The sequence below is a fragment of the Streptomyces sp. NPDC107550 genome (assembly GCF_055639095.1).
The window spans coordinates 25766-41853 of sequence record NZ_JBVKBC010000015.1 but is presented as its reverse complement, the minus strand read 5'-3'; the positions used below and the strand labels follow the sequence as shown (position 1 = coordinate 41853).

The 16088-nt window shown below is 71.4% G+C and carries 13 protein-coding genes; 9 read left to right on the top strand and 4 right to left on the bottom strand.

What is annotated here, in order from left to right:
• Positions 1-15 precede the first annotated feature (15 nt).
• The 3 genes from ilvN (at position 16) to serA (ending at position 3560) form a co-directional block, all read left to right on the top strand.
• Positions 16-540 (top strand): acetolactate synthase small subunit, encoded by a 525-nt coding sequence (gene ilvN / locus ACZ7LY_RS20660; RefSeq protein WP_471626093.1) that lies wholly within the window; start codon positions 16-18, stop codon positions 538-540.
• Positions 541-677: 137 nt separating this feature from the next.
• The gene (gene ilvC, locus ACZ7LY_RS20655; RefSeq protein ID WP_471626092.1) at positions 678-1679 is read left to right on the top strand and encodes a ketol-acid reductoisomerase; all 1002 of its coding nucleotides are present in this window, start codon (positions 678-680) and stop codon (positions 1677-1679) included.
• A gap of 276 nt (positions 1680-1955) precedes the next feature.
• Positions 1956-3560: a phosphoglycerate dehydrogenase gene (gene serA / locus ACZ7LY_RS20650; protein WP_471626091.1), complete on the top strand. Its 1605-nt coding sequence runs from the start codon at positions 1956-1958 to the stop codon at positions 3558-3560.
• Between the two features lie 104 nt (positions 3561-3664).
• On the opposite strand, the gene ACZ7LY_RS20645 is transcribed toward serA, so the two are convergent.
• Positions 3665-5185: an MFS transporter gene (locus ACZ7LY_RS20645; RefSeq protein WP_471626090.1), complete on the bottom strand. Its 1521-nt coding sequence runs from the start codon at positions 5183-5185 to the stop codon at positions 3665-3667.
• Positions 5186-5302: 117 nt separating this feature from the next.
• On the opposite strand from ACZ7LY_RS20645, the gene ACZ7LY_RS20640 reads away from it, so the two are divergent.
• Positions 5303-5890 (top strand): TetR/AcrR family transcriptional regulator, encoded by a 588-nt coding sequence (locus tag ACZ7LY_RS20640; protein WP_471626089.1) that lies wholly within the window; start codon positions 5303-5305, stop codon positions 5888-5890.
• Positions 5891-5932: 42 nt separating this feature from the next.
• Here the strand turns inward: ACZ7LY_RS20640 and ACZ7LY_RS20635 are convergent, their stop codons facing one another.
• Entirely contained in the window at positions 5933-7123 is a 1191-nt protein-coding gene (locus ACZ7LY_RS20635; protein ID WP_471626088.1) for a PucR family transcriptional regulator, read from the bottom strand.
• Between the two features lie 167 nt (positions 7124-7290).
• Between ACZ7LY_RS20635 and ACZ7LY_RS20630 the strand changes: the two genes are divergently transcribed.
• Together ACZ7LY_RS20630 and pruA are read left to right on the top strand one after the other, a co-directional pair.
• Complete coding sequence (locus ACZ7LY_RS20630) at positions 7291-8217, top strand: proline dehydrogenase family protein (RefSeq protein WP_471626087.1); 927 nt, start codon at positions 7291-7293, stop codon at positions 8215-8217.
• Positions 8218-8294: 77 nt separating this feature from the next.
• Positions 8295-9926, top strand: coding sequence for an L-glutamate gamma-semialdehyde dehydrogenase (pruA, locus tag ACZ7LY_RS20625; RefSeq protein ID WP_471626187.1), 1632 nt, complete (start codon positions 8295-8297; stop codon positions 9924-9926).
• A gap of 128 nt (positions 9927-10054) precedes the next feature.
• On the opposite strand, the gene ACZ7LY_RS20620 is transcribed toward pruA, so the two are convergent.
• Positions 10055-10987: an NADP-dependent oxidoreductase gene (locus tag ACZ7LY_RS20620; RefSeq protein ID WP_471626086.1), complete on the bottom strand. Its 933-nt coding sequence runs from the start codon at positions 10985-10987 to the stop codon at positions 10055-10057.
• 367 nt (positions 10988-11354) lie between these two features.
• Here ACZ7LY_RS20620 and ACZ7LY_RS20615 point away from each other — a divergent pair, with 367 nt between their 5' ends.
• Positions 11355-11498, top strand: coding sequence for a hypothetical protein (locus ACZ7LY_RS20615; protein ID WP_471626085.1), 144 nt, complete (start codon positions 11355-11357; stop codon positions 11496-11498).
• A 62-nt stretch (positions 11499-11560) separates the two neighbouring features.
• On the opposite strand, the gene ACZ7LY_RS20610 is transcribed toward ACZ7LY_RS20615, so the two are convergent.
• Complete coding sequence (locus ACZ7LY_RS20610; protein ID WP_471626084.1) at positions 11561-13198, bottom strand: purple acid phosphatase family protein; 1638 nt, start codon at positions 13196-13198, stop codon at positions 11561-11563.
• Positions 13199-13341: 143 nt separating this feature from the next.
• On the opposite strand from ACZ7LY_RS20610, the gene ACZ7LY_RS20605 reads away from it, so the two are divergent.
• Positions 13342-14391 carry a 3-isopropylmalate dehydrogenase gene (locus ACZ7LY_RS20605; RefSeq protein ID WP_471626083.1) on the top strand — a complete coding sequence of 350 codons (1050 nt, stop codon included), beginning with the start codon at positions 13342-13344 and terminating at the stop codon, positions 14389-14391.
• A 266-nt stretch (positions 14392-14657) separates the two neighbouring features.
• Positions 14658-15749 (top strand): branched-chain amino acid aminotransferase, encoded by a 1092-nt coding sequence (locus tag ACZ7LY_RS20600; protein ID WP_471626082.1) that lies wholly within the window; start codon positions 14658-14660, stop codon positions 15747-15749.
• Positions 15750-16088: the final 339 nt, after the last annotated feature.

The following is a 16088-nucleotide window of genomic DNA, read 5'->3' as shown; positions in this document are numbered from 1 at the left end:
AGGAAGACCGAAAACATGTCCAAGCACACGCTCTCCGTCCTGGTGGAGAACAAGCCCGGTGTCCTCGCCCGGATCACGGCCCTCTTCTCCCGCCGCGGCTTCAACATCGACTCGCTCGCGGTCGGTGTCACCGAACACCCCGACATCTCCCGCATCACCATCGTCGTGAATGTCGAGTCGCTCCCGCTGGAACAGGTCACCAAGCAGCTCAACAAGCTGGTCAACGTCCTGAAGATCGTCGAGCTCGAACCGGGCTCCGCCGTCCAGCGCGAACTGGTCCTCGCCAAGGTCCGCGCCGACAACGAGACGCGCTCGCAGATCGTCGAGATCGTCCAGTTGTTCCGCGCCAAGACCGTCGACGTCTCCCCGGAGGCCGTCACCATCGAGGCCACCGGTTCGAGCGACAAGCTGGAGGCCATGCTCAAGATGCTGGAACCCTTCGGCATCAAGGAGCTGGTCCAGTCCGGCACCATCGCCGTGGGCCGCGGCTCGCGCTCCATCACCGACCGGAGCCTGCGCGCCCTCGACCGCAGCGCGTGACCCCCGCGCACGCCCCCGGGCGTGCGCGCCCCGCCCGCACCCCCGGGCGACCCTCTCGTATACCGAGACCTGAAAACTTCCCTGACGCACCCCGCCGTACGGTGGGACGCAACACCTGCACACCAAGGAGAACCCCAGTGGCCGAGCTGTTCTACGACGACGACGCAGACCTGTCCATCATCCAGAACCGCAAGGTCGCGGTGATCGGCTACGGCTCCCAGGGCCACGCCCACGCGCTGTCCCTGCGGGACTCCGGCGTCGACGTGCGCGTCGGTCTGCACGAGGGCTCCAAGTCCCGCGCCAAGGCCGAGGAGCAGGGCCTGCGCGTGGTGACGCCGTCGGAGGCCGCCGCCGAGGCCGACGTCATCATGATCCTCGTCCCGGACCCGATCCAGGCCCAGGTCTACGAGGAGTCCATCAAGGACAACCTGAACGACGGCGACGCCCTGTTCTTCGGCCACGGCCTGAACATCCGCTACGACTTCATCAAGCCCCCGGCCGGCGTGGACGTCTGCATGGTCGCCCCCAAGGGCCCGGGCCACCTCGTGCGCCGCCAGTACGAGGAGGGCCGCGGCGTCCCGTGTATCGCGGCCGTCGAGCAGGACGCGACCGGCAAGGCGTTCGACCTGGCGCTCTCCTACGCGAAGGGCATCGGCGGCACCCGCGCCGGCGTCATCAAGACGACCTTCACCGAGGAGACCGAGACCGACCTGTTCGGCGAGCAGGCCGTGCTGTGCGGCGGCACCGCCGCGCTGGTCAAGGCGGGCTTCGAGACCCTGACCGAGGCCGGCTACCAGCCGGAGATCGCGTACTTCGAGTGCCTGCACGAGCTGAAGCTCATCGTGGACCTCATGTACGAGGGCGGCCTGGAGAAGATGCGCTGGTCGATCTCCGAGACCGCCGAGTGGGGCGACTACGTGACCGGCCCGCGCATCATCACGGACGCCACCAAGGCCGAGATGAAGAAGGTCCTCGCCGAGATCCAGGACGGCACGTTCGCCAAGAACTGGATGGACGAGTACCACAGCGGTCTGAAGAAGTACAACGAGTACAAGACCCAGGACGAGAACCACCTCCTGGAGACCACCGGCAAGGAGCTGCGCAAGCTCATGAGCTGGGTGGACAACGAGGAGGCGTAACCCCTCCACGACGGGGCCGCGGCACACGCCGCGGCCCCGTTCGTCATGGCGCGTCCCCGTCGTTGTCCACGGCGTCCAGCCACGGACGGGTGATCCTTCCAGGGAGGCGCAAGCGCTCTCCCCGTACGCCACTACACTGCTGAACTAATACGCGTCGGGCCCACAGCGTCGTGCGTCTTCCACGCGGCCATGCACAGCGACCCCGCGGGGCCGCTACCCCTCCACCGCCTGCGGCCGTCGGGACGGCCGTCCGCATTGGGACTTGTGAGGACTCACGTGAGCACTTCTGCCACCGGCAAACCCGTCGTACTCATCGCCGAGGAGCTGTCCCCGGCGACGGTCGACGCGCTCGGCCCCGACTTCGAGATCCGCCACTGCAACGGCGCGGACCGGGCCGAGCTGCTGCCCGCCATCGCCGACGTCGACGCCATCCTGATCCGCTCGGCCACCAAGGTCGACGCCGAGGCCATCGCCGCCGCGAACCGCCTCAAGGTCGTCGCCCGCGCTGGCGTGGGCCTGGACAACGTGGACGTGTCCGCCGCGACCAAGGCCGGCGTCATGGTCGTCAACGCCCCGACGTCCAACATCGTGACGGCCGCCGAGCTGGCCTGCGGCCTCCTCCTCGCCACCGCCCGCAACATCCCGCAGGCCGGGCAGGCGCTCAAGGGCGGCGAGTGGAAGCGCAGCAAGTACACGGGTGTGGAGCTGGCGGAGAAGACGCTCGGCGTCGTCGGCCTCGGCCGCATCGGCGCGCTGGTCGCGCAGCGCATGTCCGCGTTCGGCATGAAGGTCGTCGCCTACGACCCGTACGTGCAGCCCGCGCGCGCGGCGCAGATGGGCGTGAAGGTGCTCTCGCTGGACGAGCTGCTCGAAGTCTCCGACTTCATCACCGTCCACCTGCCCAAGACCCCCGAGACGCTGGGGCTGATCGGCGACGAGGCCCTGCACAAGGTCAAGCCGTCGGTGCGGATCGTGAACGCGGCGCGCGGTGGCATCGTCGACGAGGAGGCGCTGTACTCGGCGCTCAAGGAGGGCCGCGTCGCCGGCGCCGGCCTCGACGTGTACGCGAAGGAGCCGTGCACGGACTCGCCGCTGTTCCAGTTCGACCAGGTCGTCTGCACCCCGCACCTCGGCGCCTCCACGGACGAGGCGCAGGAGAAGGCCGGTATCGCGGTGGCCCGTTCGGTGCGCCTCGCGCTCGCCGGTGAGCTGGTCCCCGACGCGGTCAACGTGCAGGGCGGCGTCATCGCCGAGGACGTCAAGCCGGGCCTGCCGCTCGCGGAGCGCCTCGGCCGGATCTTCACCGCGCTCGCCGGCGAGGTCGCGGTCCGCCTCGACGTCGAGGTGTACGGCGAGATCACCCAGCACGACGTGAAGGTGCTCGAACTCTCCGCGCTCAAGGGCGTGTTCGAGGACGTCGTCGACGAGACCGTCTCGTACGTGAACGCTCCGCTGTTCGCGCAGGAGCGCGGGGTCGAGGTGCGCCTGACGACCTCCTCCGAGTCGCCGGACCACCGCAACGTGGTGACGGTGCGCGGCACCCTCGGCGACGGCCAGGAGGTCGCGGTCTCCGGCACGCTCGCCGGTCCCAAGCACCTCCAGAAGATCGTCGCGGTGGGCGAGTACGACGTGGACCTCGCGCTCGCCGACCACATGGTCGTCCTGCGGTACGAGGACCGCCCGGGTGTCGTCGGCACGGTCGGGCGTGTGCTCGGCGAGGCCGGGATCAACATCGGCGGCATGCAGGTCGCCCGCGCCGACGTCGGCGGCGAGGCGCTGGCCGTGCTCACGGTCGACGACACGGTCGCCCCGGCGGTGCTGAGCGAGCTGGCCGCGGAGATCGGCGCGACCTCGGCCCGCGCGGTCAACCTCTCGGCGTAGCACCGTAGTCACTCCGGCAAGCTGGCGAGCCGGCAAGGGCGGCCGTCCCGTACATGTACGGGACGGCCGCCCTTCGGCGTTCTCGCGGCTGTACGCGCCGGGCATCAGCCGGCCGGCTCCGGCGCGCTCGCGCGGGGCGCCTCCCCGGCCGGCCGCCGCTCCTGCTCGCGGTGGCGCAGCAGGGTGAAGGCGAGACAGGCGCCGGCCAGCAGGACGGCGATCGCCGCGTACGAGGCCCAGGCCATGCCGTCCACGAAGGCGGCGCGGGCGGCTTCGGCGTAGGCGGGGACGGTGATGGCCTCGCCCAGGGTCTGCGGGGCACCCGCCGGCAGGCCCGCCTGGAAGGCCGCGGTGCCGACCGAGCCGAGGACGGCCATGCCGAGCGCGCCGCCGAACTCCTGGCCCGTCTCCAGGAGGGAGCCCGCCGTGCCGGCCTTGTCCGCCGGGGTCGCGGTCAGCGCCAGATCGGTGACGACCGACGCGACGGAGACGACGCCGCAGCCGAGCACCCCGGCGCCGGCGAGGACGAGGACCAGGGAGTTAGTCCCGGCCTGCGCCATGAGGCCGAACCCGGCGGCGGCGAGCAGGAACCCGCCGCCGACCACGTACCGCTTCTCGGTCTTCTGGGCGAGGGCGGCGGCGGCCGGGGCGACGCCGCCGATGAGCACGGACGGCGCGAGGGACCACAGGGCGGCCTTGAGCGGGGCGTAGCCGAGGACGGACTGCAGGTACTGCGTGGTGAAGAACGCGGAGCCCATCATGGCGAACATGATCAGGGTGTTGAGCGCGATGCCCGTGGTGAAGATCCGCCGGGTGAACAGAGCGCGGCTGATCATGGCGTGCGGGACGGTCCGCTGGCGGTGGACGAACAGGACGCCGAAGACCAGGCCGGCCGCGAGGAACAGCAGATGGCCCGCGGCGAAGCCGTCGGCGGCGATCTTCTTCAGGCCGTAGACGACGGGCAGGACGGTCGCCATGGACAGCGGCACGGACAGCAGGTCGAAGCGGGACGGCGCCCCGGGGTCGCGGCTCTCCGGCAGGAGCAGCGGGCCGGTCACGAGGAGCAGCAGCATCGCGGGCACGTTGATCAGGAAGACCGAGCCCCACCAGAAGTGTTCGAGCAGCAGCCCGGACATCACCGAGCCGAGGGCGACGCCGCCCGCCATGGCGCCGGACCAGATGCCGATGGCCTTGGCGCGCTGGGCGGCGTCGGTGAACAGGGAGCGGACGATGCCGAGCGTCGCGGGCATCAGGGTGGCGCCGCCGACGCCGAGCAGGGCGCGGGCCGCGATCAGGGTCTCGGCGCTGGGGGAGTAGGCGGCGAGCACGGAGGCGGCGCCGAAGGCCGCGGCCCCGATGAGGAGCAGCTTGCGGCGGCCGATGCGGTCGCCGAGGGAGCCCATCGTGAGAAGCAGGCCCGCGAGGACGAAGCCGTAGACGTCGAAGATCCACAGCTGCTGGGTGGCGGTGGGGTGCAGTTCCTGGCTGATCTCGGGGATGGCGAAGTAGAGGACGGAGACGTCCATCGAGACCAGGAGCAGCGGGAGCAGAAGGACGGTGAAGGCGGTCCAGGGGTTGGTGGCCGGAGTGGCGGCGGCGCGTCGCCGCGGGGTCTTGGTCGTCATGGGAGGAACGCTAGCCAGGTTCTATACGCTTGTCTATGACGCTCGTATAAAACAGTCGTCTAGAACGCTCGTCTAGTACTTGCGTCGTAGACGGATGTCTAGGGCAGGATGACCGGCATGGGACACAAGGAAGATCTGCTCGCGGGCGCCATGCGCTGTCTGCGGGAGAAGGGGTTCGCGCGCACGACCGCGCGGGACATCGTGAAGGAGTCCGGGGCCAACCTCGCCTCGATCGGCTACCACTACGGCTCCAAGGACGCCCTTCTCGCGCAGGCGTACATCGCCCTGCTCGAGGAGCACTCCGACGACTTCGACGGCGGCGGCGGGTTCACGACGCCCGAAGGGTCGCTCGAACGGTTCCAGGAGGTCTGGACGAACGTCATCGCGGCCATGGGCAGGCCCGGTTCGATCTGGCACCTGGGCATGGAACTGGTGGTGGTCGGCGACAAGATGCCGGCGGTGCGCGACTTCGTGGCGCGGTCCCAGAGCGAGGGCGGCCGGGGGCTCATCCCGATGTTCCAGGGCGGCGCGGAGCCCCCCGCCGACGACCCGGCCGTCGACACCCTCGGCGCGTTCTACATGTGCCTGATGAGCGGCCTGATCTCCCAGTACATGCTCGACCCGGACACGGCCCCGTCCGCCGAGCGGCTCACGGAGGGGCTGCGGCGGCTGATCGCGGGGACGGAGCGCTCGGCGGACGGCTGAACCGGGTCCCTGTCGCCACAGGCGACGCAGTGGCCGCAGCCGTCACAGCCGTGATGCCTTCAGTGCCATGTGCAGCAGGAGCCGGTCCTCGCCCTCGTCGAGGTCGAGACCGGTGAGCTGCTCGACGCGCGAGAGGCGGTAGTACAGCGTCTGGCGGTGGATGCCGAGCGCCGCCGCCGTGCGCCCCGCCTGCCCCGCGCAGTCCAGGAACATCTCGGCGGTGCGCGCGAGCTGCCGGTGCGCCGGGGCCAGCAGGGGCGCCACCGCGGGGTCGTGCGCGGCCTCGGCGGGCAGCGCGGTCAGCAGGCGGTACGGGCCGATCAGCGCCCACTGCGCGTCCGGCCCGAGCCGGGGGTCGGCCAGAGCCGCGCGCGCCGCCGCCGTCGCCTCCTGCCATGCCGTCGCCAGCTCCGCGAGGTCCGAGCGCGGGGCGCCCACCCCGGCCGCGACCGCCCCCGGGACCGCGCCCGCCGCGCCGCGCAGCTTCGCCGCCGCCCACAGCGCGGGCGCGAGCACCTCGGAGGAGCGCAGCCGCACCAGCAGCGCCAGGCACTGGCCCGTCGCGCCCCACGGCACCGTGCACAGCGCGTCGGCCGCCGGGATCGTACGGACCGAGGGCGCGTCGTCCGGGTCGGCGGACGGCCAGGGCGCCACGCACACCACCGTGTGCAGGCCCTCCGCGCGGCTGCCGAGCGCCGTGCGCAGCGCCGCCACCGCCATGTCCCGCTGCCAGCCCCGCTCGGCCGTCAGCACCGAGTGGAACTCGCGGGTCAGATCCGCGCCCGCCTGCGCCTCGTCGGCGAGCTGCGCCCCGATCCGGCCGGCCACCTCCATCGCCGCGTCCAGTTGCGCGTCGGTCGGGCCCGGCTCGTCGTCCAGCAGCCATACGTAACCGAGGACGATGCCCCGATGGCGTACGGGAAGGCAGATCCGGCCCCGGTAGACGCCCGCCTCCGGGGTCGCGGGGATACGGACGGGGCGGGTCGCGCGGGCGATGCCGAACCCCTCGAACCAGGCGCGCACGGCCGGCGTCGAGGTGCGCGTCAGGATCGAACGGGTGCGGACCGGGTCCAGGGCCGAGGCGTCGAAGTCGCTGTCCGCGTCGCTCATCTGGGCGCCGAACGCGATCAGCCGGAAGTCGCGGTTCTCCAGCGTCGCCGGGGCGCCGAGCAGCGCCGAGATCTCGTCCACCAGGTCCTGGTAATCGCCCTTCACCCCGCCATTGTCCCGCATGCCGGACGGGCCTTCATACAGATGTCTGAGGTGGTGGCCACAGATGCGTGACAGGTGTCGATGGCACAGGATCGGAGCGATCCTTAGATTTCACGGTGGTTCCCCGTGCCGTTCACCCTTTGTGGTGGTTCGGCCTCTCGACAACTCATGCTCCCGTGGAGGTGCCCGTGCTGGCTCCCCTGATCCTCGCCGCGTCGCGCAGCGACAAGATGCGCTCCTTCGTGTCGGCGGCTCCGGGCACCAAGCAGGTCGTCGCCCGCTTCATCGCGGGCGAGACCGTCGACGACGTCGTGCCCGTCATCGAGGACGCCGCCGCCAAGGGCCTGGAGGTCACCCTCGACGTGGTCGGTGAGGACATCACCACCGTCGAGCAGGCGTACGCCGCCCGCGACGCCTACCTGGAGCTGATCGAGCACCTCAAGGGCCTCGGCCTCGGCGAGAAGGCCGAGATGTCCGTCAAGCTGTCGATGTTCGGCCAGGCCCTGGAGGGCGGCCACGAGCTGGCCCTGTCCAATGTGCGCCCGGTCGTCGAGGCCGCCGCCGCCATCGGCACCACCGTCACGCTCGACGCCGAGGACCACACCACCCTCGACTCGATGTTCGCCATCCACGAGGAACTGCGGAAGGACTTCCCGCAGACCGGATGCGTCATCCAGGCGTACCTGTTCCGCACCGAGGCGGACGCGCGCCGCCTCGCCGCCGCCGGCAGCCGCGTCCGCCTCGTGAAGGGCGCCTACAAGGAGCCCGCCGAGGTCGCGTACCAGGACAAGGGCGAGATCGACAAGGCGTACGTCCGCATCCTGCGCATCCTCATGGACGGCGACGGGTACCCGATGATCGGCTCGCACGACCCGCGCCTGATCTCCATCGCGCAGGAGCTGGCCCGGCGCGCCGGGCGCAAGCTGGACGAGTACGAGTTCCAGATGCTGTACGGCATCCGCAGCGAGGAGCACCTGCGGCTCGCCGCCGAGGGCCACCGCATGCGCGTCTACACCGCGTACGGCACCGACTGGTACGGGTACTTCATGCGCCGCCTCGCGGAGAAGCCCGCCAACCTGCTGTTCTTCGCCCGCTCGATCCTCACCAAGAGCTGAGCCCTCCCCAAGAGCTGAGCCCCCACCAGCCCGACCGATAACTCCCCGACCCCCGAAGGAGATACGGACCCATGACCCTGGACGCCGTGACCCAGGTCCCCGCCCCGGTCAACGAGCCGGTGCACGGTTACGCCCCCGGTTCCCCGGAGCGTGCCCGCCTGGAGGCCAAGCTCAAGGAGCTGGCCGAGAACCCGATCGAGCTGCCCTGCACCATCGGCGGCGTACGTCGTATGGGTGGCGGCGAGCGCTTCGACGTCGTACAGCCGCACAACCACAAGGCCGTCATCGGTACGTACGCCAACGCCACCGAGCAGGACGCCCAGGACGCGATCGACGCCGCCCTGGCCGCCGCCCCGGCCTGGCGCGCCATGTCCTTCGACGACCGCGCCGCGATCATCCTGCGCGCCGCCGAGCTGCTGTCCGGCCCGTGGCGCGAGACCATGGCCGCCTCCACCATGCTCGGCCAGTCCAAGACCGCGCAGCAGGCCGAGATCGACACGCCCTGCGAGCTGGTCGACTTCTGGCGCTTCAACGTCCACTACGCCCGCAACCTGCTCGCCGAGCAGCCGCCGGCGAACTCCACCGGCGTGTGGAACCGCATGGACCACCGCCCGCTGGAGGGCTTCGTCTACGCGATCACGCCGTTCAACTTCACGGCCATCGCCGGCAACCTGCCCACCGCCCCCGCCCTCATGGGCAACGTGGTGGTCTGGAAGCCGTCCCCGACGCAGACCCACGCGGCCGTCCTGCTGCTCCAGCTCCTGGAGGAGGCCGGTCTGCCCAAGGGCGTCATCAACCTCGTCACCGGTGACGGCCTCGCCGTCTCCGAGGTCGCCCTGAACCACCGCGACCTGGCCGGCATCCACTTCACCGGCTCGACCAAGACCTTCCAGCACCTGTGGAAGACGGTCGGCAACAACATCGAGAAGTACCGCACCTACCCGCGTCTCGTCGGCGAGACCGGCGGCAAGGACTTCGTCGTCGCCCACCCGAGCGCCGACCGCGCGATCCTCAAGACGGCGCTGACCCGCGGCTCCTTCGAGTTCCAGGGCCAGAAGTGCTCCGCGACCTCGCGCGCCTACATCCCGGCGTCCATCTGGAACGACGGGTTCAAGGAGGAGTTCGCGGCCGAGGTCGACGGCATCAAGATGGGTGACGTCACCGACCTGTCGAACTTCATCGGCGCCCTCATCGACGAGCGCTCGTTCGCCAAGAACAAGGCCGCGATCGACCGCGCCACGTCGGACCCGTCCTGCACGATCGTCGCGGGCGGCACCTACGACGACTCCGTCGGCTACTTCGTGCGCCCGACCGTCGTCGAGTGCTCCGACCCGGCCAACGAGGTCTTCACCACCGAGTACTTCGGCCCGTTCCTCGCCGTCCACGTCTACGAGGACGACAAGTACGACGAGATGCTCGACCAGATGGAGTCCGTGTCCGACTACGCGCTCACCGGCTCGGTCATCTCCAACGACCGTGCCGCCGCCGCGCACACGATGGAGAAGCTGCGCTACGCCGCGGGCAACTTCTACATCAACGACAAGTCGACCGGCGCCGTCGTCGGCCAGCAGCCCTTCGGCGGCGGCCGCGCCTCCGGCACCAACGACAAGGCGGGCGCCCCGCAGAACCTGATGCGCTGGACGCTGACCCGCGCCATCAAGGAGACGCTGGTCCCGCCGACGGACTACACCTACCCCCACATGGGCTGACGCCCCCGACGGGCCCGCGCCCGACCCAGACCCCCGCCCCCGGCCCAGGACCCCACCCCGGCCGGGGGCGGTGTCGTACCCGGGGGCGCGTCGTCCCTGCGCGGCGCGGCGGCGCGGCTGGGCCGGGGTCAGGCGGCTGAGTCCGCGGTGAGGACTATTTTGCCCTCGGTGTGGCCCTGTGCGGCCAGGGTGTGGGCCTTCGCCGCGGATGTCAGGGGGAACGTCGCCGTGACGTGGGGGCGGACGCGGGATGCTGCCAGGAGCGCTGCCGCCTTGCGCAGGGTCACGCCCGAGGGCTGCACCGCGACCGGTGCGAAGCGGACGCCGCGCGCCTGAGCGTCGTCCTGGGTCACACCGGGGTCCGCGAGCACCGCCGAGACCAGGAGGCCGCCGGGGCGCAGCACGGACAGGGAGCGGGGGCCGTAGTCGCCGCCCACCAGGTCGAGGACGGTGTCGATGTCCCGCAGGGCGTCCGCGAAGTCCGTCCGCGTGTGGTCGAGCGGTTCGTCGACGCCGAGGTCGCGCAGGAAGTCATGGTGCTCGGCGCGCGCGGTGCCGTAGACGTACGCGCCCTCCGCCTTCGCCGTCTGCACGGCGATGTGGCCGACGCCGCCCGCCGCCGCGTGCACGAGGACCCGGCGGCCCGGGCCGACCTGCGCCAGATCCACCAGCGCCTGCCAGGAGGTGAGCGCGGCGGACGGTGCCGCGGCGGCCCGTACATGCTCGAGGTTCGCGGGCTTCGGCGCGAGATGTTCCGTACGCACGACGGCGTACTCGGCGTACGCCCCGCCGCGCACCATGGCGAAGACCTCGTCGCCGGGCCGGAACCCGGTGACGTCCTGTCCCGCCTCCTCGACCACCCCCGAGAGGTCCCAGCCGAGCGTGAACGGCGGGTCGCCGAACAGCCGCGCCTCACCCGAGCGGGCCAGCAGGTCGACCGGGTTGACGCCGATGGCGCACACCCGCACCAGGACCTCGCCCTCGCGCGGTTCGGGCCGCTCCCGTTCGACGATCTCCAGCACCTCGGGCCCGCCGAGGCGGCGCTGCGTGACGACCCGCATGGCGGGCTCCCTCCCCACGTCCCGGCGGCCAGGCGCCCCCGGTGCTGTGCCCATCTTTCAGGCCCGGGGACGTACGTCAACTCGCTTGAGGTAAAGGGCGGTCGAGCCCCCGCAGGGAAGGGCCGGCGGGTGAGGTCCGTCTCAGATAGTAGGAAGTCCGAGTAATTGTGGAGACAGAAGCAGCGACCTGCCCTAGCTTTGTAGAAGCCGAACGACTCGCTTACCTGGCGAATGGCGGCCGCGAGCCGGAGCACGAAGCAGGCAACCCCTGCGGCTCCCCGCTCCCCGCCTCTTCCGGCGCCTCGAAATCCCCCTAGGTGCGCGCAATTCCGCGCGTCCTGACGTGATTCTCAAGGAGTCGATCACCATGGCCACTGCGACGCCCGTTCGCCGCCGAGTCCGTCATGTCTCCCCCTCCAGCGAAACCGACCGGCAGGCCGCGAGGACCGCAGCCGCCGCCCTCCAGCGCGCCCTGGACCGCAGGGACAACGGCGGCGAGACCGGCCACTGAGCGCCGGTCCCCACACCCGTACAGACTGACCACAGGGTCACCGGTCACACCCGGCCGCCGCGTCACCGCTCCGCCGCGCCCCCGCCGCGCCGCACCACGAAACGGTCCACGCGCTCGCCGCTCGCGGCCAGCGCGGAGACCGTCATCCGGCCCCGCTCCACCTCCACCGCGAGGAACGAGAAGCCGGTGTAGCGCACCCGCGACCAGCTCACCCGGTCCGGGTCGGGCAGGCGTGAGCGCGTCCAGCGGAAGGTGACGATCTCGTCCCGGTCGACGACGTGCCCCTCGTGGCTGTCGCGCACCCCCGGCCCGAAGCCGTAGAGGTCCTTGCCGGCGCCGCCCGCGGTGACATACACGATGCCGTCGCGCGTCGGATCGGTCGACGCGCCGACCGGCACCGGCTTGCCCACCTCGCCCCGCGTGCCCCGGATCGCGTCGGTGCGCTCGTACACGTGGTTGTGCCCGTTGATCACCAGGTCCACCTGATGGCGGGCCAGCAGCGGCACCCACGCGTTCCGCACCCCGCCGTCCGAGGCGTGCGTCGACGTCGAGTACGCGCAGTGGTGGAAGAAGACCACGACGAACTCCACGTCCGCGCGCGCCCGCAGCTCACCGAGCCGCCGGTCCAGCCAGGCCGTCTGCCGCCCGCCGGTGTACCCCCGGTTGGCGGGGATCTCGTACGAGACGTCGTTCGCGTCCAGCGCCACCACGCCCACGTTCCCGTACACGAACGAGTAGACGCCCGGCGCGTGGCGCGGGTCAGGACCGTCGTCCGGCAGCGACCAGCGCGCGCTCTGCCCGCCGTAGCCGTTCGGCGAGTACCACGCCTCCATGTCGTGGTTGCCGGTCGTCACCATCCATGGCACCGACTTCGCCACCGTCTCCGTCTGCGCGAGGAACTGGTCCCACACGCGGGCGTCGTACGTGTCCGACTCCTTGCCGTGGCCCGTGCCGTCCGCGTAGCAGAGGTCGCCCGCGTGCAGATGGAACGCCGGGTTCTGGCCGAGGATCAGCTGGTCGGTGGCGAGCGCGTCATAGCCGACGCCCTGGTCGCCGAAGGCCGTGAACACGAACCGCTCCGGGAACGAGGGCGCCGTACGGAACGTGCCGAGCGTGCCGAGCCGCTCCGCGTCCGCCGGGTCGAAGCCGTCGTGGCCGACGCCGTAGTAGTACGTCGTGCCCGGCTCCAGGCGGTCCAGGGCCGCGTGCAGGTAGTACTGCTCGACCGCCGGCAGTTTCCGGGACAGCGCGGGGGTGTGCAGCGCCCGCACCTCCGCCTCGATCTTCCGGCTCAGCTCCCAGGGGCGGTGCCCGATCCGCACGTACGGCCGGTCCACGGCGAACGGCACCTGCCACGAGATCCGCATCTGCGTACGGGGATCCGCGCCGAACGCCAGATGCCGGCCGAACGGCGCCACCAGCGCCCCGGCCACCCGCACGGGGGAGCGGTGCGGCGCGGCGCCCGGCGGGTTCGCGTAACTCGTCGCCGCGGGGCCGCCGTTGAGCAGCGCCGCCCCGCCGGCCACGGCCGCCGCCCCCGTCAGGGCGCGCCGCCTGCTGACGCGCCGGCCGAACCGGGAGCGCAGATACGCGTGCTGTTCCGGCATGCTCATCCGGGCGGCGAGCCGCGGCGGGATGCCGACGTCCGGGGTGGGCGGTTCGGAGGACGTCGGGGGCGTCCCCCGCGAAGGCACGGTCATGGCAGGCAACTTCCCAGGGCGGACCAACTCCCGCCACCCCGGCGGGTGAACACCCGCTGACCGCGAGGGAACCGGCCCGCCCGGCACGTCCATATGCTGGACAGCGCGTGTCATCCCATGGGACAAGGGGTACGGTGCGGAGCATGTCGGCAAGTTCTCGCAGCATCAATCTCGCAGTGATCCCCGGTGACGGCATCGGCCAGGAGGTCGTGGCCGAGGGGCTCAAGGTCCTCTCCGCCGTCCTCCCGCAGGATGTGAAGCTGGAGACCGAGGAGTACGACTTCGGCGCGCAGCGCTACCACGCCACCGGTGAGACCCTCACCGACGCCGACCTCGACGCCCTCAAGAAGCACGACGCCATCCTGCTCGGCGCCATCGGCGACCCGAGCGTGCCCTCCGGCGTCCTGGAGCGCGGCTTCCTGCTCAAGCTCCGCTTCGCGTTCGACCACCATGTGAACCTGCGCCCCTCGAAGCTGCTCCCCGGCGTCGCCACCCCGCTCGCCGGCCAGCCCGCGATCGACTTCGTCGTCGTCCGCGAGGGCACCGAGGGCCCCTACACGGGCAACGGCGGCACGATCCGCAAGGGCACCGTCCACGAGGTCGCCACCGAGGTCTCCGTCAACACGGCCTTCGGTGTCGAGCGCGTGGTCCGCGACGCCTTCGCCCGCGCCCAGGCCCGCCCCCGCAAGAAGCTCACGCTGGTCCACAAGAACAACGTGCTGACCTTCGCCGGGCACCTGTGGACGAACACGTTCAACAAGGTGGCCGCCGAGTTCCCCGACGTCACCACCGACTACATCCACGTCGACGCCGCGACGATCTACCTCGTCACCGACCCGGCCCGCTTCGACGTCATCGTCACCGACAACCTCTTCGGCGACATCATCACCGACCTCGCCGCGGCCGTCTCCGGCGGCATCGGCGTCGCGGCCTCCGGGAACATCGACCCGAGCCGCGAGTTCCCCTCGATGTTCGAGCCCGTCCACGGCTCGGCCCCGGACATCGCGGGCCAGGGCAAGGCCGACCCGACCGCCACGGTCCTCTCGGTCGCCCTCCTCCTGCGCCACCTCGGCCACGAGACCGAGGCCGCGCGCATCGAGACCGCCGTCTCCGCCGACCTCGGCGAGCGCGGCGACAGCGTCCGGACCACGCAGCAGATCGGCGACGCGCTCGCCGCCCGAGTAGCCGGCTGACCCGGCGCTCACGTCCAGGAGCACGCAGCTCCGCAAGCCGCCAGGTCGCTCACGCACCCGGCGGCTTCTCGCGTGCGGCCCCGGGTGTCACCATCAACCCAGGGCCGCACCCCCACCCCACCCTCCCCGCCCGTTACGAGCACACCCGGCCACGCGCGATAATCGAACGCGGGGCCGCGGAACAGGTGAAAGCTCGGACGTCCTAGTACAGGGAGTGCAGGGGTGAACGCGGTCCGCCACAACCACACGGTGAAGGACACGCAATCATGACGACGACGCCCACGATCGAGCTCAAGCCCTCCTCGACCCCGCTGTCCGCCGCGGAGCGCGACGCGATCCTGGCCAGCCCGGGATTCGGCCGCCACTTCACCGACCACATGGTGACCGTCAAGTGGACCGAGGGCCGCGGCTGGCACGACGGACAGCTCGTGCCCTACGGCCCGCTCTCCCTCGACCCGGCCACGAACGTCCTGCACTACGCGCAGGAGATTTTCGAGGGCCTCAAGGCGTACCGGCAGCCCGACGGCTCCGTCGCCACGTTCCGCCCCGACATGAACGCCAAGCGCTTCCAGCACTCCGCCTGGCGCCTCGGCATGCCCGAGCTGCCCGTCGAGACGTTCATCGAGGCGTGTGACGCGCTCGTGCGCCAGGACCAGGACTGGGTGCCCGCGCACGGCGGCGAGGAATCCCTCTACCTGCGGCCCTTCATGATCGCCACCGAGGTCGGCCTCGGCGTGAAGCCGGCCAACGAGTACCTGTTCGTCGTCATCGCCTCGCCCGCCGGCGCGTACTTCCCCGGCGGCGTCAAGCCCGTCTCCATCTGGCTCTCCGAGGACCGCGTGCGCGCCGTGCCCGGGGGCGTCGGCGACGCCAAGACCGGCGGCAACTACGCGGCGTCGCTGCTCGCGCAGGCGGAGGCGGCGGCCAAGGGCTGCGACCAGGTCGCCTACCTCGACGCCGTCGAGCACAAGTGGGTCGAGGAGCTCGGCGGCATGAACCTGTACTTCGTGTACGGGAACAAGATCGTCACGCCGACGCTGACCGGGTCGCTGCTCGCCGGTGTCACGCGGGACTCCCTGCTCCAGGTCGCGCGGGACCTCGGATACGAGGCGGAGGAGGGGCGCGTCTCCATCGAGCAGTGGCAGGCGGACTCCGCGTCCGGGGAGCTGACGGAGGTGTTCGCGTGCGGGACCGCGGCGGTGATCACTCCTGTGGGGCGGGTCAAGCGGGCCGGGGCGGAGTGGACGCAGTCCGAGGGGGTTGCCGGGGCGGTGACGATGCGGCTTCGGGAGGCGTTGCTGGACATCCAGCGCGGTAAGGTCTCCGACCCGCACGGCTGGATGCACCGCCTCGCCTGATCTCCCTCTCTTCTACGCAAGGGCCGTGGCCCCCCGCCTGGGGGGTGACGGCCCTTCCTCTTGCCGAGGGGTGCGCCGAGTCTCCCTTCACCTCTCGCCCGGTGGTGGGCTGGTCGCGCAGTTCCCCGCGCCCCTGGGGAGTCCTCCGGGTAAGGCCGCTTGCAGCGACCGCCTTGCGCAGTTCCCCGCGCCCCTGACGGGGCGCTGCCCCCTGGGGTTGTCGTTCACCTTTCGCCCGGTGGGGCTTCTCGCGCAGTTCCCCGCGCCCCTGGAGGGGCGACTGCGTCGCCACCTCCTCCCCTGGGGAGCTGGGGCGAAGCCCCGCTCCCTCAGGGGCGC

What these genes read in the sequence shown, in the direction of transcription:
- ilvN (WP_471626093.1), top strand. Translation starts at nt 16, where the DNA reads ATGTCCAAGCACACGCTCTCCGTCCTGGTGGAGAACAAGCCCGGTGTC.
- ACZ7LY_RS20645 (WP_471626090.1), bottom strand. Translation starts at nt 5,185, where the DNA reads ATGACGACCAAGACCCCGCGGCGACGCGCCGCCGCCACTCCGGCCACC.
- ACZ7LY_RS20640 (WP_471626089.1), top strand. Translation starts at nt 5,303, where the DNA reads ATGGGACACAAGGAAGATCTGCTCGCGGGCGCCATGCGCTGTCTGCGG.
- ACZ7LY_RS20635 (WP_471626088.1), bottom strand. Translation starts at nt 7,123, where the DNA reads ATGCGGGACAATGGCGGGGTGAAGGGCGATTACCAGGACCTGGTGGAC.
- ACZ7LY_RS20620 (WP_471626086.1), bottom strand. Translation starts at nt 10,987, where the DNA reads ATGCGGGTCGTCACGCAGCGCCGCCTCGGCGGGCCCGAGGTGCTGGAG.
- ACZ7LY_RS20615 (WP_471626085.1), top strand. Translation starts at nt 11,355, where the DNA reads ATGGCCACTGCGACGCCCGTTCGCCGCCGAGTCCGTCATGTCTCCCCC.
- ACZ7LY_RS20610 (WP_471626084.1), bottom strand. Translation starts at nt 13,198, where the DNA reads ATGACCGTGCCTTCGCGGGGGACGCCCCCGACGTCCTCCGAACCGCCC.
- ACZ7LY_RS20605 (WP_471626083.1), top strand. Translation starts at nt 13,342, where the DNA reads ATGTCGGCAAGTTCTCGCAGCATCAATCTCGCAGTGATCCCCGGTGAC.
- ACZ7LY_RS20600 (WP_471626082.1), top strand. Translation starts at nt 14,658, where the DNA reads ATGACGACGACGCCCACGATCGAGCTCAAGCCCTCCTCGACCCCGCTG.